Here is a 22995-nt window from a genome sequence, read left to right as displayed (position 1 = left end):
ACCTCCCCTACCACCAGCATCCCGGCCCGCAAGGCCGGGATTTTCTTTTCATGGTTCAGTCGCGGCCAAAGCGCGTGGAGAGTGCGCGCAGGGCGTCGTAGAGAGGGCGGGTGGCCTCGGCCAGGCGTTCCAGGCTGGCTTCGCGCAGGGCGTCCAGGTCCAGCGCGGCGGCGTCCTTGAGGCCGGCCCACGCCAGCAAGGCGGCCAGTGCCTGCGGATGGTCGAACATGCCGTGCAGGTAACTGCCCAGCAACTGGCCATCGGCCGATTGTGCGCCCTCGCCCCGCCCTTCGATGACGAAGGCCGGTCGCTCCAGCGCAGCACCGTGTGAAACGCCCATGTGGATTTCGTAGCCGCGCACGCTGGCGTTGCCCTGGCCGGGATTGCCGAAGTTACCGAAGTTATCGAAGTTGCAGTGGCCGCTGACCTGCAGCAGGCGCTTTTCCTGCGTCAGTTCGGTGTGCATGGCGAGCAGGCCCAGGCCGGCGCTGCTGCCGGGGGTACCTTCCACGCCATGCGGGTCGTCGATGCGCTCGCCCATCATCTGGAAACCGCCGCAGATGCCGATGAGCTTGCCGCCATAGCGCAGGTGGCGGGTGATGGCTTCGGTCCAGCCATGCTGGCGCAGCCATTGCAGGTCGCCCCGGGTGTTCTTGCTGCCGGGCAGGATGATGAGGTCGGCCGGGGGAATCGGCTGGCCGGGGCCGATGAAGCGCAGGTCGAGGTCGGGATGGGCGCGCAGCGCGTCGAAGTCGGTGTGGTTGCTGATGCGCGGGAAGACCGGTACCACCACGCGGAACTCCCCCTTGTGCTCCTGCGTGGCGGCGACCGCATCTTCGGCGTCCAGCTGCAGGCCGTGCAGGTAGGGCAGCACCGCCAGGACCGGCTTGCCGGTGCGTTGCTCCAGCCAGTCCAGCCCGCCTTGCAGCAGGCTGATGTCGCCCCGGAAGCGGTTGATGACAAAGCCGACCACGCGCTCGCGCTCGCTCTCGGAGAGGCAATCGAGGGTGCCGGTCAGGTGTGCGAAGACACCGCCACGGTCGATGTCGGCCACGATGATGACCGGGCAATCGACTGCTTCGGCAAAGCCCATGTTGGCGATGTCGCGGGCGCGCAGGTTGATCTCGGCCGGGCTGCCGGCGCCTTCGACGATGACGCAGGCATAGTGCGCGCGCAGGCGGGCATAGGATTGCAGCACGGCCTGCATGGCCTCGGTCTTGTAGCGGTGGTAGTCGCGGGCGTTCATGTCGGCGCGCACCTTGCCGTGCACGATGACCTGGGCGCCGGTGTCGCTGGAGGGCTTGAGCAGGACCGGGTTCATGTCGGTATGCGGGGCGATGCCGGCGGCCTGGGCCTGCAGGGCCTGGGCGCGGCCGATCTCGCCGCCGTCGGCGGTGACGGCGCTGTTCAGGGCCATGTTCTGCGGCTTGAACGGAGCCACGGCGATGCCGTCCTTCTTCAGCAGCCGGCACAGGGCAGCGGCCAGGGTGCTCTTGCCGGCGTCCGAGGTGGTGCCCTGGATCATCAGGGTGTGGAAGGGGAAATCAGCCACGTCGGCTCCATCTATGCAGGGCTTGTTGCAGCCGCTCCCAACCGGCTTCGTCAGGCGGCAGGCCAAGGCGGATGCCACCGGCACCACGGGTGAAGAGGCGCACCCAGATGCCCTCTTGCGCCATGGCCTGGTGAAACGCCACGGCCTGCGGTTCCGGCCACCACTGGAACAGCGCAGTGCCATGGGAGGCGATGCCGTGGGCGGCCAGCAGGGTCTGCAGGCGCTCGCCGGCGGCCAGCAGTTGCTGCAGGGTGGCCTGCTGCCACTGGATGTCGCCGAGTGCGGCGCAGCCGATCTGCTGGGCCGGGCCGCTGATGGTCCAGGGTCCCAGCCAGTCAGCCAGCGCATCCAGCAGCGCCGGCGCGGCGGCGACGAAGCCCAGCCGCAGGCCGGCCAGGCCAAAGAACTTGCCCACCGAGCGCAATACGATCAGGCCGGAGGTGGCCGTGTGGGCCGCAGTGTGGGCGGCCACGCTCTGCCCGGGCAACGTATCGCCGAAGGCTTCGTCCACCACCAGCCAGCCACCGCGTGCGGCCAGGTGCGCGGCCCATTGCAGGAGCTGGGCCGGGGCCACCCTTGCGCCGGTGGGATTGTTTGGATTGCAGAACACCAATACGTCGCAGGCAGCGCCCTGCACTGCCTCGTCCAGCACGGCGTACGGGACTTCGCGCACCGCATGGCCGGCGCGCTGCCAGCAGTGCGCATGTTCGGCGTAGATGGGCGCGGCCACTACCACCTGGGCCGGGCGTCCGTCCTGCCGCAGGCGCAGTTGCGGCAGTGCCTGGATGGCGGCCTGGGTACCGGCCACGGCCAGCATGCGGGGCGCACCGTAGTAGGCGCAGGCGGCCTGTTCCAACGCCGGCGAGGCTTCGGGCAGGCGGTGCCAGGCGTCGGCGGCGATGGCAGGCGCCGGATAGGGACGCGGATTGATGCCGGTGGACAGGTCCAGCCATTGGCTGCGGGGGCGGCCGTAGTGGCGCGCCGCGTCGGTGAGGTTGCCGCCGTGTTCAAGCATGCAGGCCTCCCAGGCAGAGCAGCGCCACGGCGCTGATGACGGCCAGCCATAGGGCCGTGCTCATGGCCACCAGTCGCCAGGCGCGAACGATGTCCGGCCCTTGCGGCATGGGGCCGCGCCCCAGTGGCGGACGCTGTTCCAGTTCGCCGTCATAGATCGCCGGCCCGCCCAGGGCCAGGCCCAGTGCGCCGGCGCCTGCGGCCATCACCGGCCCGGCATTGGGGCTGCTCCAGGCCGGGGCCTGTTCCTTCCAGCAGGCCATGGCCTGGCGCCGCTTGCCGAGCCAGGCGTAGGACAAGGCGGTCAGGCGTGCCGGCAGCCAGTTCAAGGCATCGTCGATGCGTGCTGCGGCCCAGCCGAAGTGCAGGAAGCGCGCCGTGCGGTAGCCCCACATCGCATCCAGGGTATTGGCCAGGCGGAACAGCAAGGCGCCGGGGCCACCGGCCACCAGGAACCAGAACAGCGTGCCGAAGACGGCGTCGTTGCCATTCTCCAGCAGCGATTCGACGCCGGCCTTGGCCAGGTCCTGCTCACTGGATTGACGCGTATCGCGGCTGACGATGTAGGAGGTCAGGCGGCGTGCCTGCGGCAGGTCGCCGATGGCCAGTGCCTGGGCAATGGGCAGGGTATGTTCGCGCAGGCTGCGCAGGCCGATGCAGAAATACAGCAGCGCCGCATGCAGCAAGGCGGCCAGCCACCAGGGTGCGGCCGCCAGCAGCCAGGCGGCCAACAGCACCGGCGGCAGCACCGCCAGGCTCCAGGCCAGCACGCCGCGCAGGCGCAATGCCGGGCGCTGGTTGAGGGTGCGCTCGATGGCCTTGGCCAGGTTGCCGAAACCGACCAGCGGATGCCAGCGACGCGCCTCGCCCAGGGCCAGGTCCAGCGCCACGCCGAGCGCCATCAGCACGGCCAGCCAGGGCCAGGACAGGCCGCTCAGCATGTACTGTCCTTCAGGCTCAGGGGCAGCCCGGCGGCGACCCATTGCACCCGTTCGCAGAGGGCGGCCACGGACTGGTTCAGGCGGCCGGCCTCATCCACGAACCAGCGCGAGATGGCGCCCTGCGGGATGATGCCCATGCCCACTTCATTGGAAACGATGATCACCGGCCCCGCGACCTCCTGCAAGGCGCGCAGGAAATCCACCCGCTGCAGCGTGAATGCCGGTGGCGGGTTGATCGGCCCCAGTTCAGGAAATTCAATGCCGTCGGCAAACAGCAGATTGGCCAGCCACACGGTCAGGCAATCGACCAGCACCACGCGATCGGGGCGGCTGTGGTCGCGCAGGGCCTGGCCCAGGGCCAGCGGTTCTTCCACCGTGCGCCATGGGCCACCCAAGGTCAGGCGGCGTTGCTGGTGGTGGTCGATGCGGGCCTGCATCTCGGCATCGTCACTGCTGGCGCGACGGCTGGCGGTGGCGAGATAGACGATCTCGCCGGCGCCGGCCTGCCAGGCGGCCAGCGCCAGTTTCTCGGCATGTGCGCTCTTGCCGGAGCGGGCGCCGCCGAACACCAGGGTGCGTTGCGGCGGGCGGGAAGCGGGCTTCATGCTTGCGGTTCTCCCTGGGCGGGCCAACGGTCCTGGTAGACCAGATCGGCCAGTGACTGGCGTGTGGCCCATTGCTCCTGTTCCAGCATGGGCCGTTCGTAGAAGGCGGGGACATGGCCCAGGCACAGCACCGCCACCGGCTCGGCGCCGGCCGGCATCTGCAGCAACTGCGCCAGGGCCAGCGGATCGAACAGCGATACCCAGCCCATGCCCAGGCCTTCGGCACGGGCGGCCAGCCACATGTTCTGCAGCGCGCAGGAGAGCGAGGCCAGGTCCATCTGCGGCAGCGTGCGGCGGCCGAAGAGGTGGGCTTCGCGGTGGTCCATCAGGGCGGCGACCAGCACTTCGCCGCACTCCAGGATGCCTTCCACCTTCAGGCGCATGAACTCGTCCTCGCGCTGGCCCAGTGCCTGCGCGGTGGCCACGCGTTCCTGCTCGACCAGTGCGTGGATGGCCTGGCGCAGGTCGCGGTCCGCGATGCGGATGAAGCGCCAGGGCTGCATGAAACCCACGCTGGGCGCTTGGTGCGCGGCCTGCAGCAGGCGTTCCAGCAGGGCCGGTTCGACCGGATCAGGCAGGAAGTGGCGCATGTCGCGCCGCTCGCGGATGACGCGATAGAGGGCGTCGATCTGCTCCTGCGGATAGCGATGGGCCGGCAGGGGCGAGGCTGGCTGGGGCGAGGCCGTCGGATTCATGCGACCGCGCCTCCCAGCAGGGCTGCCACGGTACGCGGGGCGGAACGGAAATAGGCGTGCAGGTAGCTGGCGGTGACCTGTTGCTGGCGATAGACCACCTCGCCCTCGGAAGAGTCGAACAGGCGCTCGCCCCGTGCCATGAATTGCGCGCCCACCACCGCCCGCGAATAGTGGAAGGTGTGGCAGCGCAGATGCTCGCCCACGGCGCCCGGCAGGTTCAACTTCAGGGTCTGGTAACCCAGCCCCTGCAGGCGTGGCTGCACCGTGGCCTGACCGGGCAGCACGCCGCACATCTGGCCGCTGCGGCCGTCCTGGCCGACGATGCCCTCCAGCAGGAACAGCATGCCGCCGCACTCGGCGTAGAGCGGCTTGCCGGCAGCCGCATGCGCGCGCAGGCCGGACTGGGTGACCTGCGCGGCCTGCAGCGTGGCGAGGTAGAGCTCGGGATAGCCACCCGGCAGCCACACCGCATCGCAGGGCGGCAAGGGATCATCGGCCAGCGGCGAGAAGAAGGCCAGGCTGGCACCCATCTGCTGCAGCAATTCCAGGTTGGCGGTGTAGATGAAGGAAAACGCCAGGTCGCGCGCCACGGCGATGGTCTTGCCTTCCAGCAGGCGCGGGAATTCGCGCTCCGGCGGTGGCACGCCGAAGTCCACCGGGTCCGGCAGCGTGGCCAGGGAGGTGCTGGACATGCGCTCGGCCACCGCGTCCAGGCGCGCATCGAGGTCGGCGATCTCGGGTGCGGCCACCAGGCCGAGGTGGCGCTCCGGCAGGGCGAACTGCATGTCGCGCTGCAAGCCGGTCAGCAGCGGTACCGATGGCCGGGCGTTACGCAGGCCCTGGCGCAGCATCTGCGCATGACGTGGGCTGGCCACGCCATTGGCCAGCACGCCGGCAAACTTCAGTTCGGGCCGGTAGGCCAGCAGACCCTGCGCCAGCGCGCCGATGGTCTGGCCCATGCCTCGCGCATTGATCACCGCCACCACCGGGATGCCCAGCAACTGGGCCAGGTCGGCACTGCTGGGTTCGCCATCGTAGAGGCCCATGACACCCTCTACCAGCAGCACGTCGGCCTCGGCCGCAGCCAGCGCCACCTGGCGCCGGCAGTGGTCTTCGCCGCCCAGCCACAGGTCGAGATTGACCACCGGCTGGCCGCTGGCCTGCTCCAGCACCATGGGATCGAGGAAGTCGGGGCCGGTCTTGAAGACCCGCACGCGCTTGCCCTGGCTGCGATAGAGACGCGCCAGCGCGGCCGTGATGGTGGTCTTGCCGTGGCCGGAGGCCGGGGCCGAGATGAACAGTGCCGGGCAGCTGTGATGAAGATCGGACATCAGAATTCCACGCCTTTCTGCGCCTTCACGCCCTGCTCCTTGTAGGGGTGCTTCACGGGGCGCATCTCGCTGACCAGATCGGCTTGGTCGATCAGCGCCTCGGGGGCGTGACGGCCGGTGACGACGATGTGCAGCATCTCGCGGCGGCCGGCGAAGACGCGCAGCACTTCTTCCAGATCGAGGTACTGGTATTTCAGGACGATGTTGAGTTCGTCCAGGATGACCATGTCATAGCTGGGGTCGTTGATCATGCGCAGCGCCTCGGCCCAGCCGCGCGCAGCGGTGCGCATGTCGGCCTCGCGGTCCTGGGTATCCCAGGTATAGCCCGCGCCGACGACGTGGAAGTCGCAATTCGCATGGCTGCCCAGGAAGTCGCGTTCGGCGCTGTAGAGCGCGCCCTTGATGAACTGCACCACGCCCAGTTTCATGCCATGGCCGAGGATGCGCATGCCCATGCCGAAGGCGGCGCTGGACTTGCCCTTGCCGGTGCCGGTGTGGACGATCAGCAGCCCCTTTTCCAGCTGGGCAGCGGCCTTCTTCTTTTCAAAGCCTTCCTTGTGGCGCTGGGTCATGCGCTTGTGGGAGTCGGGATCGGTTTTCACGGTCGGGTTCTTTCCAAAGATTCGTTCAGGTCCAGTCGGCACCGGTGCGCTCGGCAAGGATGCGGGCGACGTTGCTGCGACTGGGATGGTAGCCGATGAAGACCAGTTCGCTATGCTTGCCATCGTGGCTGGCGGCACCGCCCTGCCCGCTGGCGGCGGCCACCACGCGGGCGCGCACCGCCTGCAGCAGCAGCGGGCCGGCGGCGCTGTGCACGAAGCCCTTGGCGCGCAGGATGGGCTCGGCCAGGGCGGCGGCCGCCACGGCCTGGCGCAGGCGCTCCGGGTCCTGCGGCCCCGTGCTGCGCAGCGTGAAGGATTGCCAGCCGGGGTCTTGCTCGTGGAAGTGCTTGTGGGTGGACAGCCCGTGACTGTGCGCACCCAGGCCGGAGTGGGCATGGCCGTTGAAGCGGCGCTGGTCGGCCGCGACCGTGGCACGCTCGCCCGGCATGCCCACCGGCGTGTAGTGGTGATGCACGGTCGCGCCCGCCTGGTGCAGGCGCAGGCCCAGTGCCAGGCGGATATCCAGCCGGGCGCCATAGGCCAGTTCCAGGAAGCGCACATTGGGCGCCAGTGCGCGCACGGTCGCTTCGGCCTGCAGCAAGGGCGCTTCGTCCATGCCGTCGATCTTGTTGAGGACCACCACGTCGGCGCATTCCAGTTGCTGGCGGAACAGGCTGGCGGTGGCATCGCGTACCACGTCGCCACTGGCGAAGGCCTCTTCCAGCAGCAAGGGGGTATCGACCACGGCCAGGGTGGCGTCCAGCACGAAGTGCGGCGCCAGCTCGGGCGACTGCAGCACCTCCATCACGGCGCTGGGCAGGGCCAGGCCGGAGGTTTCGATCAGCACGTGATCGATCTGCGCACGGCGGGCGGCCAGCGCCAGCATGGCTGGCACGAACTGCTCGTCCTCACCATAGGCGATCAGGCCATGGGCAAAGTCCTGGATCTGCACCTGTCCCTGCCCATCGCCCTCGGCGCGCAGCAGGTCGCCGTCGATGGCGACCTCGCCAAATTCATTGATCAGCAAGGCCAGCCGGCGCGACTGGCGACGCTGCACCAGGGCACGCAGCAACGTGGTCTTGCCGGCCCCGAGGAAGCCGGTGACCACGGTCACCGGGATGGGCGGCATGGCAGTAGCCAATGCGGCGCTCATCGTCAGGCTCCCGCCAGTGCCGCCAGGCGGGCGTGGACTTCGGCGAAATCATGGGTGACCTGCGGGTAGTCCAGGCGCGGACGGCGCACCGTCAGCAGGGGGATGCCCTGGGCGCGCGCTGCCGCGACCTTGGCCCGGTAGCCGCCGGCCTCGCCGGAGTCCTTGGTGACCACGCAATCGATACCCCAGTCGCGCCACAGTGCTTCGTTGAAGGCTTGCGAGAACGGCCCCTGCATGGCGCACAGCTGCGCACGCGGCAGGCCCAGTTCCAGGGCGCGACGCAGGAAGTCTGGGTCGGCCGTGACACGGGCGAACCATTGGCGCTCCTGCGCGCCGCTGGCATGCAGGAAGGTTGCCAGATCCTTGGAGCCGGTGGCCAGGAAGATGCGGCGCCCCATGGCAATGGCCCGGGCGGCGGCCTCCTGCATGTCGGTGCAGGCGTGGGGATCATCGGCGGCGATCTCGCCGGGGCGCTCATAGCGCAGGTAGGGAATACCCAGCTCCTGCGCCAGCGACATCAGTTGCTGCGACATCTGCACCGCAAAGGGATGGGTGGCATCCACCAGCACCCGGGCCTGGCTGTCGCGCAGGGCCTGGCGACGCGCCTCCACGCCCTGGCGCCCGGACCAGACGAACACGCCCGGGCAATCGCCACGCGCCAGTTGGCCGCCATAGTCGGTGGCGGTGGAAACCACGACGCTGCGGCCCTGCCCGGCCAGCTCGGCGGCCAGCGCATTGCCGTCGCTGGTGCCGGCGAACACCCACACCGCCTGTGCTGGCAATTGAGCGGCGGCTTGGGCCTGCGATTCTTCGCTCCAGTCGTTGTAGCCACGCGGGGTGAAAATCCAGTCGCGCTTGCGCTGGGTGAAGCGGTTGCCGATGACGATCGAGGTCAGCATGTCGAACTGCAGGCCCGGCAATTCATCCAGGCGATGGATGGCGACCTGCTGGCCCGGGCGGTAGGCATTGCGCACCACGCCGCACAGGGTATGCGGGGCCTTGTGCTGCAGCATCAGCTGCAGGATGCGATAGACGCCCTCCTGCCGGCCGGCGCTCTGCACGTTGTAGAGCACGCAGGCCAGGTCGGCCTGGGCGATGTGGCTGGCGCGCTGTTCGATCCATGACCACGGGCATAGCAGGTTGGACAGCGACAGCGTGGCGAAGTCGTGCGACAACGGCGAGCCCAGGAGCGATGCGCAGGCATTGGCCGAGGTCACGCCGGGGATGACATTGACTTCAAAGGTATCGTCCTCGCGCATGTCGTCGAAAGCCAGCGCGGCCATGGCGTAGATGCCGATGTCGCCGCTGGAGATGAGCGCCACCCGGCGCCCGGCGCGCGCCTGTTCGATGGCAAGCAGGGCGCGCTCGCGCTCCTGCGTCAGCGGCGGGGTGTGGATTTCCTTGCCCTCGATGTGCGCGGCGATCCAGCGCAGGTACAACTCGTAGGCGACGATGACCTCGCTCTCGCGCAAGGCCTCGATGGCACGCGGGATGATCATCTCTTCGAAACCGGGGCCGACCGAGACCAGGTTCAATACGCCTTTTTTCTTGACTGCTTCCATCCTGTTTTCCTGCAAATGATTTACGGATTTTGTACGAAACTGCGCCAGCCCTGGCCATCATCCACGATGGCCACCGTCACCCCATCCAGCGCCGTCTTGCCCAGCAACAGGCGGCCACGCGGGCTGGCGATGAGCGCCGCCGGTTCGCACACGCCGTCCACGCCGATGTTCTGCCGCACCCACTCCGAGGGCTTGCTCACCCAGGCGCGCCGGGCGATCTGCTCGCGGGCGATCACCCGCAGCGGCAAGCCATGGGTGGCGCAGAAGGCCAGCAGGCCGGGTTCCTCGGCCTTGAGGTCGATGGTGGCGACTTCGCGCACCTGGGCCAGTGTGGCGCCGGGGCATTGCTGCAGCGCCTGCGCGACGGCCGCACCGATCTGTTCGACCGAAGCCAGCTTGCGGCAGCCTATGCCCAGCACCAGCGGCTTGACGGCTTCGGTGGCGGTGGTCACGACCGGCTGCGCGCCCGTCACCTGCGCCACCCGATAGGCCAGGCTGTTGGCCCCACCCTCGTGGCCAGCCAGCAGCGCGATGGCGAAGCGGGCCGCTTCATCCACCACCACCACGGCCGGGTCGCTGTGCTTGTCCTGCGGCAGGCCGTCGAGGAAACGCACGGCGATGCCGGTGGCGCCGATCATGATCCACTGGCGATGGCGGCGATAGGCCAGCGCGAACTGCTGGCGCTGCGACTGCGATGTGCCTGCCTCGCTATTGAGCCAGGGCTGGTACAACTGGCAGGACTGGCGCAGCTGACCCGACGGGCCGCCCAGCCTGTCCTGCAGGTACATGGCCAGCGGCGCGGCTTCGACGCGCACTGGCCACAGGCCGAGTTCAGGCAGGGCGACCGGCGGGTTCATGCGGCGTCCTTGTTCTTCTTCACCACGCGGAACAGATGCGTGAAGTCCTTGGAATAGAGGCTGGACTCGGCCACCTGTGCCTTGTCCAGCGCCGCGCCCACCAGCATCATGGTGGTCAGGTTCCATTCGCCGCGCTTGTTCTCTTCCAGCACGCGATCCAGTTGTCCCTGGTAGACACGCTGCTCGGGCCAGGTGGCGCGATAGACCAGGGTCACCGGGGTCTCGGGCGGATAGTGCAGCAGCAGGTCGGTGACGATCTTCTTCAGGTGCGGGCCGGAGAGGAAGATGCACATCGTGGCGCGGTGCGCGGCCAGGGAGGCGATCGATTCGGATTCCGGCACGGCCGAGGCGCGGCCGGAGACGCGGGTCAGGATCACGCTCTGCGATACCTCGGGCTTGGTCAGCTCGGCCGAGACCGCAGCGGCGGCTGCCGTGAAGGAGGACACGCCCGGCACCACCTCGTAGGCGATGCCCAGCGCGTCGAGGCGGCGCATCTGTTCGGCGGTGGCGCCATAGATGGCGGGGTCGCCGGAATGCAGGCGCACGACGTCGATGCCCTGCTCCCGGGCGCGTTCATAGCAAGCCTGTTGCTGTTCCAGGTCGAGCGCGGCGGTGTCGATGATCTCGGCATCGGCGCGACAATGTTCCAGCAAGGCGGTGGGCACCAGCGAGCCGGCATACAGCACCATCTGCACCTGGCCCAGCAGGCGCGCACCGCGCAGGGTGATGAGGTCGGCCGCACCGGGGCCGGCGCCGACGAAATAGACTTTCATGCACTTCCTTTCAATGATGCGGGCGGGCGATGGCGCTGCGCCTGCGCGGTCTTGCGGATCAGCAGCACGGCTAGGTAGCCGCTGGCCTCGGCCGCATCGAGCGTACTCAGGTCGCTGGCCAGCACTTCCCCTTCCAGGCCGATGCGGCGGGCAAAGCCGCAGTGTCGGGCGATGTCCATTTCACGCAGCAGGTCCAGCACCCACGGCAGGCGCGCGCCGACCTTCATCAGCACGACGATGTCGTGGCTCTCGATCTCGGCGCGCAGCGTGGCGGCATCTTCCGGGCAGGGCAGGATCAGGGTGCGCTCCTTGCCCACACCCAACGGCCATTCCAGCGCCGCCGCAGCGGCCGCGTAGCTGGTGATGCCGGGCAAGGTGACGCAGTCACATTGCGGATAGAGGTCGCGCACGGCCGCCAGCACATAGCCATAGGTCGAGTAGGTCAGCGCGTCGCCGATGGTGAGGTACACCAGTCGCTGACCGGCGCGCAGTTGCGCCGCCAGTTGCTGGCCCAGCTGGGCGTAGTGTTCTTGCAGGACCTGGCGGTCGGGGTCCATGTTGAACTCGATCTCGCGCAGGCGGCTGCGGTCGAACTCCACGCCTTCCAGGCATTGCAGGGCGACCGACAGGTCGGCGCCACGCGCCCGGGGAATGTAGATCAGGTCGGCGCTGCGCAATGCGGCCAGCGCCGCCAGCGGCAGGTAGCCGGCCGGGCCGGGGCCGACGCCGATGCCGGTCAGGCGACCGGTCTTGGGATCCGTCATGCCAGCGCTCCCAGGTGACGACCGTCGAGGTCGAACAGGCGCACTTCGATGCGCGAGACCGCCGGTACGCGGGCCTGCGCCAGCGCGGCGATGCGGCTTTCGATCCCGCTCCAGAGGCGGCGCGAGAGCGCGGCATCCTGCTGGCGGACCAGCTCTATGATTGCTTCCACCGTATTGGCTTCCTTCATCTGCTGCAACAGCGCGGGGGAGAACAGCTCGCCCTCGCCTGCTGCATTCATGTCTTGCGCCACGCGGGCCACGCCCTGCATGGCCATGTTGCTCTTGCTGGAATGGGTGTCCCACACGCCATCCAGCACCTTGGCCAGCTTGCCGGGATGGCCGGCCAGCCACAGCAGCGGCAGCCTGCGACCCTCTTCGCTCAGGGCCTGCTGCGTGAAGTCGAGCGCATCGCCAAGGAAATTGGCGATCTGCACGCTACGCTTGTCCGGCAGGCCCAGGGTCTGCGCCACGAAGACGCGACCGATCTTGCCCGGCAGGTAGGCCACGGCATCCCCCTCATCGTCACCAGGCGTGCAGGCTGCCAGCGCCACGCGGATATAGACCTCGATGGAGGCGATCCAGGAGGCCATCGACATCGGTTCGACGATGCCGGAGGTGCCCAGGATGGAGATGCCACCCACGATGCCCAGCTTGGGGTTGAAGGTCTTGGGCGCGATGGCCCGGCCCTCGCGGCAACCGATGTGCAGGTCGAAGCCGGGCATGTCGGCCGGGTCGGGCTGCAGTTCTTCCCATACCTCGGCGACGGCAGCACGCATCATGGCACGCGGCACCGGGTTGATAGCAGGCTCGCCGACGGCCACGCGCAGACCAGGCATGGTGGCCGTGCCTACGCCTTCGCCGGCGAAGAAGCGGACCTCGCCTAGCGCATTGCGCCGCACCTGGGCGACGATGGTGGCGCCATGGGTGTTGTCGGGATCGTCGCCGCCGTCCTTGAGGACTTCGGCTTCGGCCATGCCCTCTTCCACCATGCGCACCGCCTTGATCGGCACACACAGGTAATGCCGGCCATCGGGCAGGCTGACGTCGGTCTGTTGCAGCGTCACGCCGCCCAGCAGGCGATAGAGCGCGGCGCGCACCGCCGCCGTGGCGCAACTGCCGGTGCTGCGACCACGTCGCAGACCATTGGGGGCGAGCACGGCCAGGTCATATTCGGCGCGTTGCAGTTCGCCCGGGTGGTCCATCACTGCACGCCTTCGGCTTGCGCTTCCTGCTGCACCAGCCAGGCGATGGCGTCGATCATCAGGGCATTGACCACGCTGGCAGCCCAGGGCGAGCCGCCCCGGGTGCCGCTGTTGGTGATGCGCGGCACCTGCAGGCAGCGGCGCAGCTCGTCCTTGCTCTCGCGGGTGCCGACAAAGCCGACCGGCAGGCCGATCACCAGTTGCGGGCGCCAGCCGTGTTCGCGGATCAGGCGCACGGCTTCGGTGATGGCGGTGGGCGCGTCGCCGATGGCCAGCACGATATCGTTGCCGAACTTCTGCCAGGCGCGCCGGATGCCGGCCGCCGAGCGGGTCATGCCCAGGTTCTGGGCCATCAGGTGCGACTCCGGATCATGAACGCCGCACCAGGTCTCCACGCCCAGCTGTTCCAGCACGGCGCGCTTCAAGCCGGTCTGCACCATGGTCACATCGGTGACCACGCGCTTGCAGCGCAGCAGGGCCTTCACGCCGGCCTGGGCAGCACCGGCGGAGAAATAGATTTCATCGGCCACGGCGAAGTCACCGCTGGTATGCACCAGGCGCTGCAGCACGGTCAGGTGCTCCGGCGGGAAGCCGCTCCAGTCGCGCCCGGCCTGGATGATCTCCATGCTCTCGGCCTCGATGGGATGCGGCACGTAGGGCGCGGTGCGCGCCGGTATCGCCGCCGACTGGGCGCGGGCAGTCAGATCACGCACCTGCAGATGATGGGCGCGCTGCGGCTCGCCGACCTGCTGCTCGAAGCCGACGATCTGCACGCGGTACTTGCACAGGGTGCAGTTCATCGCGGCGCGGCCTTCGACGGCCTCGCGGGCGCGCTCCAGCATGACATCGGCAACATGGGCGTGCACGCCCAGGTAGGCGGCCTTGAGCACTTCCACGCCGGGCTCGCGCGCGGCCTGTTCGTCGGCGGCGGCATAGATGCGCTTGACCAGCACGCCATCGAAGAGGAAGAACGGCAGTACCACCAGGCGCTGCCAGCCCTGGCCGGCGGCCAGCGACAGGCCTTCGCGCACCAGCGGCGTGGCCGTACCCGAGAAGCAGACCTTGACGCCGCCGAAGCCCATGCCTTCCTGCACCATGCGGGCCAGCTTGGCGATCTCGCCATTGGCATCAGGGTCCGTGGTGCCACGGCCGACCAGCACCAGGCAGCTGTCCTGGCGGTGGATGATTTCCTCGGAGGTGGCCTCGGCCTCCACCACCCGTTGCTGCACCAGTTGCAGCAGCAACGGATGCAGGTCCATCGGCGCGCCGAAGTGGAAATCGACCTGCGGGTAATCCCGCGCCAGGGCCAGCAGTTCGGCCGGCATGTCGTTCTTGGCATGGCGCGCGCCCAGCAGCACGCCGGGCACCACGGCCACCTCGGTGGCCCCCTCGGCCACGCAGGCGGCAGCCGCCTCGGCAATGGTGGGGGCGGCGAATTCCAGGTAGCCATGGCGCACGATGTGCCCCTGGGCGCGCTGGCGCACCAGTTCTACCAGCGCCTCGAATTCGCGCAGGGAATCGGGATCGCGGCTGCCGTGACCGGCGATGACGACCGCCGACCTGGTCCGCTGCGGGGTGAGCTCCCTCATGCCTCTCCTCCTGCCGCTGCTCCTGCCACCGCAGTTGCCGGCGGCGGTTCGATCTGGCTGGCCATGGGGGCGAGGGTGCGGATGAGCATGATGCTCATGTCGCTGAATTCGACATCGGCGCAATCGGCCAGCTTGCCGTGCCATTCGGCGTCGCCCCGGGTCAGGTTTTCCCAGACCTCGGTGGGGTGATCGGGACTGACGCCCTGCTGCAGCAGATAGCTGGCAATGTGGCGCGGCATGAAGGAACGCGCCGCATCCCAGGGGCAAGGGATGACGATGGCATTGCGACCGTCATTGAGGACATGCACCAGATGGCGCTTGAAGGGCTCCAGGTCGCCACGGCGGTGGAAGGTGATGAAGGTGGTCTCGTCGAAGCAGACGCGGGCGCGGGAGGCCAGGATCTGGGCCGAGGAAATGCCGGGCAGGGTTTCCACCCGATGGCCGCAGGCACGCTCCACGCGTTCCAGGTACTGGAAGCCGCTGAAGTGGATGTCGCCCATGAAGACCACCACGCAGCGCTTGCCGGCGTGGTGCAATGCCGCCACTTCGTCGAGCTTGGCGACCTGGTCGCGGTAGCCCATGAGCACCACCTGGGCGCTGGCGGGGATCAGTTCCTTGACTACGTCGACCACGGCGTTGAAGCCGGCCACCACGTCGGCGTTGCGGATCAGTTCGGCGCCGCGCAGGGTGAGATAGGAGTGGTCGCCGGGGCCGGCGCCGATACAGATGATCATGGTCTTTCCTTTCAGCGCTTGCCCAGTTGGGCGCGCACGGTCAACGCCAGGGCGTCGCCGGTCAATTGTTCCAGGGTCAGGCAGGGCGCACCCAGCGCCTCGGCCAGTTGGGCCGCACGGCCCAGGCGCAGGTAGCCCGATTCGGTATCGAGCACCAGCGCCGGTATGCCTTGCGCGGCCAGGTTGGCGGCCGCTTCCAGGGTCTGCGTCCAGGCGTCGCCCTGGCTGCCGGGCAGGCTCACATTCGCCTTGCCGTCGGACAGGATCACCAGCAGCGGCGGCAGCTCATCGCTGGCCTGGCTGGTCTGCTGCAGCAGTTGCGTCGCCAGTTGCAGCGCGTGCGGCAGTGGCGTGCGTCCACCGGTGGGCAGTTCGCGCAGGCCCTGCTCGGCCAGGTCGGCACTGCGGGTGGGGGCCAGCAGCAGTTGCGCCTGTTCGCCACGAAAGCCGATCACGGCCAGTTGGTCGCGACGCTGGTAGGCGTCGGTCAGCAGCGCCAGCACGGCGCCCTTGACCGCTTCCATGCGCCGCTGCGCGGCCATGGAGCCGGAGGCATCGACCACGAAGACGATCAGGTTGGCGCCCCGGCCGCTGCGCACCTGGCGATGCAGGTCCTCACGGGTGACCTGCAGGCACTCGCCGCCCTCGCCCGCGAGGGCGCCCCGCACGGCGGCGCTGCGCAGTGTAGCACCGACGGCCAGGCGGTCCGGATTGGCGTCCGGCACGGCGCGCAGGGCGCTGCCCCGGCTGGCGTCGGCCACCGCACTGCGGCGGCCGCTGGCCGTGGAGGCCGGAAAGCTCGTGGTGGGCGTGACCACGCTGATCTTGCGGGCCGGACCAGCGGCGCCGATGGCGAAGGTCTGCTGGGCACCCTCGCCTTCTGCATTCTGTTGTTCTTGCTGCTCTTGCTGCTCCTTTTGATCCTGCGGTTCTTGCCCTTCCTGTTCATCCGGAGCGGTATCGGGTGGTGCGCCTGCGCTGCCCTGCCCCTGGCTTTCCCCCTGCGCCTGTCGCGCCTGATCGACAAGATCGTCGAGCTTGTCCTGGTCCATGCCGCTCTGTTCGAAAGGCTTGCGACGACGGCGGTGTGGCAGCACCAGGAGCGCGGCGGCGCGCACGTCGTCGGGCGTCACGCGCGCGCGGGCCTGCAAGGCGGCGATGGCGCGGGCGGTCTTGTGCATGACGATGTCGGCACGCAGGCTGGCCACCTCGAACTCGCAGCAGAGATGGCTGATCAGTTCCAGCATGGCGTCGTCCAGCGCCACGCCGGGCAGCAGGCGCTGGGCCTGGGCCACCTGGGCGCGCAGGGCATCCTGCTGGGCCTGCCACTGGCTGGTGAAGGCCTGCGGGTCGGCCTCGTAGGCGATGCGTCGGCGCACCACCTCGGCGCGTACTGACTTGTCGGTGGGCGCCGTCACTTCCACCATCAGGCCGAAGCGGTCCAGCAGTTGCGGGCGCAGGTCGCCCTCTTCCAGGTTCATGGTGCCGATCAGGGTGAAGCGGGCCGGATGGCTGACCGACAGCCCTTCTCTCTGTACCGCATTGACGCCCATGGCAGCCACGTCCAGCAGGACATCGACCAGGTGATCGGCCAGCAGGTTGACTTCATCGATGTAGAGGATGCCGCGATGGGCCGCTGCCAGCAGCCCCGGCTGGAAGGCGCGCTGGCCGCCCTGCAGGGCTAGCTGCAGGTCCAGCGAACCCAGTACGCGGTCTTCGGTGGCGCCCAGCGGCAAAGTGACGAAGGGGACCTCGGCCAACCTGGCGGTGGGTGGCTCCTGCGCGCTGCAGACCGCACAGACCGCAGCGGGCTGGCCGGGCGCGCAGTTGAAGGCGCAACCGGGCTTGCGCAGGATGGCCGGCAGCACCTGGGTCAGGCCGCGTGCGGCGGTGCTCTTGGCGGTTCCCTTGTCGCCGCGCACCAGTACGCCGCCGATGCCGGGATCGACGGCGCACAGCAGCAGTGCTTCTTTCAGCAGGGGCTGGCCGACGATGGCTGAAAAGGGATAGCCGGGATGGTGATGGGGGTGGGCCGCGCTCATTGCATGTCCTTGGTGTGTTCACTGCCGCGCACGGTTTCGCCACGGGCTTCGAGCAGGGTTTCGCTGTGCAGGTAGAGGGCGCGCAGTTGTTCCAGCGTCTGTGCATCCGGCTCTTGCCACATGCCGCGGCTGGCGGCTTCCAGAAGGCGCTCGGCGATGGCGTTCTGGGCCCAGGGGTTGGCCTGTTCCAGAAATTCACGCATGGCCGGGTCGAAGCCATAGGTCTCGGCCAGTTGCTGGTACATCCAGTCGTCCAGCACCTGGGCGGTGGCGTCGTAGCCGAACAGGTAATCGACGGTGGCCGTCAGTTCCAGGCCACCCTTGTAGCCATGGCGACGGATGCTGGCCAGCCACTTGGGATTGACCACCCGGGCGCGGAAGACGCGCAGGGTCTCTTCCTTCAGGTCACGCACGGCGGCGCGTTGCGGGTCATGGCTGTCGCCGAAGTAATGGCGCGGCTGCTGGCCCGACAGGGCGCGGATGGTGGCGATCATGCCGCCGTGGTACTGCAGGTAGTCATCGCTGTCGAAGATGTCGTGCTCGCGATTGTCCTGGTTGTGCAGGGCCACCTGCACCCCGGCCAGGCGCTGGCGGAAGGCCTCGCGCTGGTCGGCGCCCTGCACCTTGCGGCCGTAGGCAAAGCCGCCCCAGTTGATGTAGGCCTCGGCGAAATCGGCCTGGTCCTGCCAGTTCTTTTCCTGGATCAGGGGCAGGATGCCGGCACCGTAGCTGCCGGGCTTGGCGCCGAAGACGCGGTAGGCCGCCTGGGTGGCGGCCTCGGCCTGGCCCAGCCCGGTTTGCAGGCCCTGCTGCAGGTCGCGCAGGAAGTGCTTGCGCACGAAGTTCATGTGCTCCGGCTCGTCGGCGGCGATGGCCAATTGCACGGCGTCGTCGATGAGTTCGATCAACTGCGGGAAGGCGTCGCGGAAGAAGCCACTGATACGGGTGGTGACGTCGATGCGCGGGCGCTGCAATTCTTCCAGTGGCACCAGTTCGACCCCGGCTACTTGCCGGTTGCCGGCGCGCCAGAGCGGGCGTGCGCCCATCAGCGACAGAATCTGGGCGACGTCGTCGCCGTGGGTGCGCATGGCGCTGGTACCCCAGATGCTGATGGCCACGCTCTCGGGGTAATCGCCGCTTTCGCGGTGGTGGCGCGCCAGCACTTCACGCGCCAGTTGCTGACCCACGCGCCAGGCCGATTGCGAGGGCACGCTGCGCGGATCGACCGAATAGAAATTGCGGCCGGTAGGCAGGATGTGCGCCATGCCGCGCGTGGGCGAACCGCTGGGGCCGGCCGGGATGTAGCCACCACGCAGGCCGCTGAGCAGGTTGCCGATTTCTTCGCTGGTCTGGTGCAGGCGCGGCACCAGTTGCTCGCAGGCGAAGGCCAGCACACGGCCCAGCCCGCTGGCCTGGTCCAGCGTCGTGTGCGCGGCGGGGGGCGTGGCCCGCTTCACCGGCGTGGCCGACGGACGTGCCAGCGCGCGCATGCCAACCAGCACGCTGCCGGCGCTCTTGCCCAGGGCGGGTTGCAGGCGCGGTCGCTGCTCGGGGCTGGCTTGCTCCAGTGCAGCGAAGACGGTCTTGAGCACGCTATCGATGGACTGCACAGTGAAGTTCTGCTGCTGCAGGGCCTGCATCAGCGCAAGGCACAGGGCGTCGATGACCTCCAGCGCATCGGCGCGGGTGACGATGGCGCGACCGGCGCAACGGGCCAGGGCATCGTCGATATTGAGGCGGCGGCCCTTGTGTTCCAGCAGCATGTCCAGCGACAGGCCGAACAGCCGCGCCACCTCTTCCTGCAGGCCCGGCAGGTCCTGGTTGGGCAGGCGGACCAGGGCCACCAGCATGTCGGGCATCTGTGCCTGATCGGGCATGCGGCCGAGGATGTGCAGGCCGTCGCGGATCTGCGCCGCGCCCAGTTCGCAGAGGTAGCCGTCCAGATCCTCGATCAGGTGGGCCACGCCGGCGCCGTCCAGTTCGGTCAGGGCGTGCGGGAGTTCGCCGTCTTCGTGCGGGTGGTCGTGATCGTGGTGGTCATGATCATGGTGAGCGTGATCGCCAGGATGGTGATGGTGGTGTGCATGTCCATGGCCGTGATCGTGGTCATGATCATGGTCATGATCATGGTCATGGTCATGGTCATGATGCAGCAGCTTGTACTGCAGGTCGGTATCCAGATTGGTCTGCCGCACCAGTTCCCAGATCTGCTGCTGCAGCAGCGGCAGCTTGGCGGGGTCCAGCACCTCGACCTGATAATACTCGTCCACCAGTTGCGTCAGCTCGGCCAGCGCGCCATAGCTGTCGGCGGTGGTCATCGGCGGCGTCAGGTGGTCCACCACCACGGCGTGGGCGCGGCGCTTGGCCTGCGAACCCTCGCCGGGGTCGTTGATGATGAAGGGATAGAACAGCGGCAGGTCGCCCAGCAGCGCATCGGGGAAGCACGCCTCGGACAGGCCCACGCCCTTGCCGGGCAGCCATTCCAGCGTGCCGTGCTTGCCGACGTGGACGATGGCGTCGGCGCCCCACTCTTCGTCCAGCCAGCGGTACAGGGCGTAGTAGTGGTGAGTGGGCGGCAGGTCGGGCTGGTGGTAGATGGCGTCCGGGTCCATGCCATAGCCACGGGGCGGCTGCAGGGCGACGAAGGCATGGCCCAGGTCGAGGCCGGCGATGGCCAGGTGCTGCTCATGCACATAGGCCTGGCCGGGCGCGGCGCCCCACTGGCGCTCCATCCTGGCTTGCAGGGCCGAGGGCAAGGCGGCGAACCATTGCGCGTAACGGGCAGCGGGAATGCGGGCGGCGGCGCGGCGCAACTGGTCTTCGGTGAGCAGGGTGTCGTCGTAGGAACAGCGGTCCACCAGTTCATGGATCAGCGCGGTACCGCTGGCCGGCAGGTCGGCGATGGCGTAGCCGTCGGCCTGCAGGGCGCGCAGCACGGCCATCAAGGACTCCGGGGCGTCCAGCCCGACGGCATTGCCGATCTGCGCGGCCTTGCTGCTGGAATTGGTGAAGATGAAGGCGATGCGCTTGTGCGAATTGGGCGTGGTGCGCAGGCGCACCAGCCGCTGCGCCAGGCCGGCGATGCGATGCACGCGGTCCGGCAGCGCCCGGTATTGCACGGCGCCATTGTCGGTGACTTCCTTGAAGGACAGCGGCACGCTGATGATGCGGCCGTCGAACTCGGGCAGCACCACGTTCATGGCGGCGTCCAGCGGGTTCATGCCACGCGTGGAGTTCTGCCACTGGTCTTGCGTCATGCCGCTGGTGATGGCTTGCAGCACCGGCAGGTCCAGTTGCTCCAGTACCGAGACCGACCAGCCGGCCGGCGTGACGCCACCGGCCGTGATCTCGCCCATGGCGAAAGAGGTGGTGTTGATGATCAGGTCCACCTGGCCGGCGCCGAAGTATTGCAGCGCGGGCGGCAAGGCGCCGCCGCTGGCGGCCGACACCCGCAGCGAGGAGGTGAACACCGGCAGCACGTCCAGGCTGCGTGCTTCCAGCGCGGCCACCAGCGCGTCGATGAAACCGGTATTGCCCGAGAGCCAGTGCGCCCGGTAGAAGATGATGCCCACGGCCGGCTTGTCGGCGGGTGCGCGGGCGCGCAGGGCCAGCCAGTCGGCGATGCCGGCATCCTGCTCCAGGTCGGGATGGTAGAGGCCGTGTTCGGGCAGTGCCTGCGCCGGTGCATAGCCATAGCCGCTCAGCAGCAGGCGGTCGGACAGGCAGCGCAGCATCTGCGCCAGGTTGACGCTGCCGCCGCCGTTGAAATAGGCCAGCGCCTGCTGCTGCGCATCGACCGGCGCGGTGGAGGCGGCGGCCAGTTCGGCATCGGGCTCGCCGGTGCCGGACAGCAGGATCAGTTGCCGGCCCTCGGTACGCGCCACGCGCAGCAGCTCGGGCAGGCCATTGACGGCGCCCAGGCGGCCAAGGATACGCAGCACGATCACCTGCGCTGCCGACAGCTCTTCGCGCAGCATGTCAGCCAGGGTGCGGCGCGGCTGCCCGTGTTCATCGGTGTCAGCGTGCAGGCCTTGCAGGTCGTAGCCGGCCACCGGGGGAAAGTCCGCCGGCAACTGGCTGCGGGCGGCGGCCAGCATGGCCAGGTCGGTCGGGGCGTGGGTGAGCAGGACGATCTGCGGGCGGGCGGCTGAGGTCGCTGAAGTGACTGATTCAGACATCGCTGCGCTCCGGTTCGGGATGGACGTCGCCGCTGCCCAGGCGATGGAAGACCAGGTCGCTGACTTCGCGTCCGCCTTCGAGGTGTTCCACCACCACGCGCTCGATGGCGCTGGCGTCTTCACAGCGATACCAGACGCCTTCGGGATAGACCACCACCACCGGTGCCTGGGCCTTGCAGGCCACCATGCAATGGGTGCGGGTGCGCTTGACGCGCAAGTCGGGACGGGCGTCGATCTGCTCGCCCAGGACGCCGAACATGGCTTCGGCCAGGACACCGTTCTCGGTGCAGCGCGGGCCAACGCACATGAGCACGTGGCGGTGATGAGTTCTCATTGCTTCACTTTCAGAGGCGCCGCGACGCGATGGGCGTTGGCCGGACAGCCAACGCCAGGCGGTTCAGCCGAACCGGCGGTAGAAGAAACCGGTCAGGCCGCCCAGGGCCAGCCAGAACACGGCATTGGCCATGGCGGTGGCGCGGATGAAGGCTTGCGCCAGCTCTTCCGGTGCGGCACTGCCATGCAGTTCGGGTTGCGGCGCGCCGACCAGGTGCGGCACCACCAGCAGCAGTACCGCCAGGACCTTCCACCACCAGCCACGGCCGAACACGAACAGCCCCAGGCTGGCAGCGGTCATGACCGCCGTCATCACCCACCACAACTGGCGTGCGTGGAGGGGCGCGGCCAGGGTGCCCGGCACTTCCGGCGGCAGGCCCAGCGAGGGCGCAACGAAGAACACGCCATAGCCGGCCAGGCCCCACAGCAGGCCGCTGCGCCAGCCGACGCGGCGACCGCTGATGGCAAAGGCGGCCACCAGCATCAGGGCGAAGCCGACTGCCATGCTGACGTTGGCCAGCACGGTATAGCCGGTGCGTTCGGCGCCGTCAGCCGGCTCCCAGGCGTTGGGGTCGTGCTCATGTGCATCGCCGTGACTATGGGCCGGGGCAGCGTCATGATCATGGTCATGGGTACTGGCGGCGGCCGGAGCGGCCTCTTCGGCCGCTTTTTCATACTGCTCGGCCTGGAGGATGATCTTTTCCACCTGGAATTGCTGCACACCCGACAGCAGCACGCCCGACAAGGCGCCTGCCACCACCACGGCCGACGCCATGCGCCGGAAGACGGTCCAGTTCATTGCACGCTCCTCAATGGCAGGGGAAGCCGGCCGAATGGCGCCCGTCGTGGGCGGCATTGTGCAGCTCGACCTTGGAGGCGAAGCCGGCACCGTAGATCAGGGCCACGCCCAGCACAAAGGCCAGCAGCGACGGAGCGATGCGATCGCGCCAGACATGGCTGCCGGCGTGGGAGGATGAAGTGGTGCTGCTGGCATTGAGACCGGAGGTGGTGGACATGCGCGTTCCTTGACGGGATGGATGGAACGGAGAAAGCCACACGTGAAGCGCC

The 22995-nt window shown here is 68.6% G+C and carries 20 protein-coding genes; all 20 read right to left on the bottom strand.

Features of this window, described 5'->3' with window-relative positions; translation table 11 throughout:
* Positions 1-55: 55 nt before the first annotated feature.
* Positions 56-1552 (bottom strand): cobyric acid synthase, encoded by a 1497-nt coding sequence (locus tag VE092_RS15415; RefSeq protein WP_324878191.1) that lies wholly within the window; start codon positions 1550-1552, stop codon positions 56-58.
* Positions 1545-2567, bottom strand: a complete 1023-nt coding sequence (gene cobD, locus VE092_RS15410) for a threonine-phosphate decarboxylase CobD (RefSeq protein ID WP_324878189.1) — start codon at positions 2565-2567, stop codon at positions 1545-1547. The genes VE092_RS15415 and cobD overlap by 8 nt, the downstream gene beginning before the upstream one ends.
* Complete coding sequence (cbiB, locus tag VE092_RS15405; protein WP_324878187.1) at positions 2560-3507, bottom strand: adenosylcobinamide-phosphate synthase CbiB; 948 nt, start codon at positions 3505-3507, stop codon at positions 2560-2562. Before cbiB ends, cobD begins: the two co-directional genes overlap by 8 nt.
* A complete protein-coding gene (gene cobU / locus VE092_RS15400) occupies positions 3501-4112 on the bottom strand; it encodes a bifunctional adenosylcobinamide kinase/adenosylcobinamide-phosphate guanylyltransferase (RefSeq protein ID WP_324878185.1) in 612 nt (203 codons plus the stop codon). Before cobU ends, cbiB begins: the two co-directional genes overlap by 7 nt.
* Positions 4109-4807 carry a 5,6-dimethylbenzimidazole synthase gene (gene bluB / locus VE092_RS15395; RefSeq protein ID WP_324878183.1) on the bottom strand — a complete coding sequence of 233 codons (699 nt, stop codon included), beginning with the start codon at positions 4805-4807 and terminating at the stop codon, positions 4109-4111. Before bluB ends, cobU begins: the two co-directional genes overlap by 4 nt.
* The gene (locus VE092_RS15390; RefSeq protein ID WP_324878181.1) at positions 4804-6138 is read right to left on the bottom strand and encodes a cobyrinate a,c-diamide synthase; all 1335 of its coding nucleotides are present in this window, start codon (positions 6136-6138) and stop codon (positions 4804-4806) included. Before VE092_RS15390 ends, bluB begins: the two co-directional genes overlap by 4 nt.
* Positions 6138-6740 carry a cob(I)yrinic acid a,c-diamide adenosyltransferase gene (gene cobO / locus VE092_RS15385; RefSeq protein ID WP_324878179.1) on the bottom strand — a complete coding sequence of 201 codons (603 nt, stop codon included), beginning with the start codon at positions 6738-6740 and terminating at the stop codon, positions 6138-6140. The genes VE092_RS15390 and cobO overlap by 1 nt, the downstream gene beginning before the upstream one ends.
* A 25-nt stretch (positions 6741-6765) precedes the next feature.
* Positions 6766-7893: a GTP-binding protein gene (locus tag VE092_RS15380; protein ID WP_324878177.1), complete on the bottom strand. Its 1128-nt coding sequence runs from the start codon at positions 7891-7893 to the stop codon at positions 6766-6768.
* A 2-nt stretch (positions 7894-7895) separates the two neighbouring features.
* Positions 7896-9455: a precorrin-3B C(17)-methyltransferase gene (gene cobJ / locus VE092_RS15375; RefSeq protein ID WP_324878175.1), complete on the bottom strand. Its 1560-nt coding sequence runs from the start codon at positions 9453-9455 to the stop codon at positions 7896-7898.
* 20 nt (positions 9456-9475) lie between these two features.
* Positions 9476-10312, bottom strand: coding sequence for a cobalamin biosynthesis protein (locus tag VE092_RS15370; RefSeq protein WP_324878174.1), 837 nt, complete (start codon positions 10310-10312; stop codon positions 9476-9478).
* Entirely contained in the window at positions 10309-11085 is a 777-nt protein-coding gene (cobM, locus tag VE092_RS15365; protein ID WP_006713051.1) for a precorrin-4 C(11)-methyltransferase, read from the bottom strand. Before cobM ends, VE092_RS15370 begins: the two co-directional genes overlap by 4 nt.
* Positions 11082-11849 carry a precorrin-2 C(20)-methyltransferase gene (cobI, locus tag VE092_RS15360; RefSeq protein WP_324878172.1) on the bottom strand — a complete coding sequence of 256 codons (768 nt, stop codon included), beginning with the start codon at positions 11847-11849 and terminating at the stop codon, positions 11082-11084. The genes cobM and cobI overlap by 4 nt, the downstream gene beginning before the upstream one ends.
* Positions 11846-13051 (bottom strand): cobalt-precorrin-5B (C(1))-methyltransferase CbiD, encoded by a 1206-nt coding sequence (cbiD, locus tag VE092_RS15355; protein ID WP_324878170.1) that lies wholly within the window; start codon positions 13049-13051, stop codon positions 11846-11848. The genes cobI and cbiD overlap by 4 nt, the downstream gene beginning before the upstream one ends.
* Positions 13051-14640 carry a precorrin-8X methylmutase gene (locus VE092_RS15350; RefSeq protein ID WP_324878168.1) on the bottom strand — a complete coding sequence of 530 codons (1590 nt, stop codon included), beginning with the start codon at positions 14638-14640 and terminating at the stop codon, positions 13051-13053. Before VE092_RS15350 ends, cbiD begins: the two co-directional genes overlap by 1 nt.
* Positions 14637-15440: a cobalt-precorrin-7 (C(5))-methyltransferase gene (locus VE092_RS15345; protein ID WP_324878273.1), complete on the bottom strand. Its 804-nt coding sequence runs from the start codon at positions 15438-15440 to the stop codon at positions 14637-14639. The genes VE092_RS15350 and VE092_RS15345 overlap by 4 nt, the downstream gene beginning before the upstream one ends.
* Positions 15386-17416: a putative cobaltochelatase gene (locus tag VE092_RS15340; RefSeq protein ID WP_324878166.1), complete on the bottom strand. Its 2031-nt coding sequence runs from the start codon at positions 17414-17416 to the stop codon at positions 15386-15388. The genes VE092_RS15345 and VE092_RS15340 overlap by 55 nt, the downstream gene beginning before the upstream one ends.
* Positions 17413-21594, bottom strand: a complete 4182-nt coding sequence (locus VE092_RS15335) for a cobaltochelatase subunit CobN (RefSeq protein WP_324878164.1) — start codon at positions 21592-21594, stop codon at positions 17413-17415. Before VE092_RS15335 ends, VE092_RS15340 begins: the two co-directional genes overlap by 4 nt.
* Positions 21587-21928, bottom strand: a complete 342-nt coding sequence (locus tag VE092_RS15330) for a (2Fe-2S) ferredoxin domain-containing protein (RefSeq protein WP_166757936.1) — start codon at positions 21926-21928, stop codon at positions 21587-21589. The genes VE092_RS15335 and VE092_RS15330 overlap by 8 nt, the downstream gene beginning before the upstream one ends.
* A gap of 63 nt (positions 21929-21991) precedes the next feature.
* Positions 21992-22726, bottom strand: coding sequence for a CbtA family protein (locus VE092_RS15325; RefSeq protein WP_324878162.1), 735 nt, complete (start codon positions 22724-22726; stop codon positions 21992-21994).
* A gap of 10 nt (positions 22727-22736) precedes the next feature.
* Positions 22737-22943, bottom strand: coding sequence for a CbtB domain-containing protein (locus VE092_RS15320; RefSeq protein ID WP_006463938.1), 207 nt, complete (start codon positions 22941-22943; stop codon positions 22737-22739).
* Positions 22944-22995: the final 52 nt, after the last annotated feature.

The organism is Herbaspirillum sp. (assembly GCF_035644555.1).
Lineage (GTDB): Bacteria > Pseudomonadota > Gammaproteobacteria > Burkholderiales > Burkholderiaceae_D > Herbaspirillum.
Note: the sequence above shows the minus strand (reverse complement) of the source record. Positions and strands in the feature narration are given on the sequence as shown.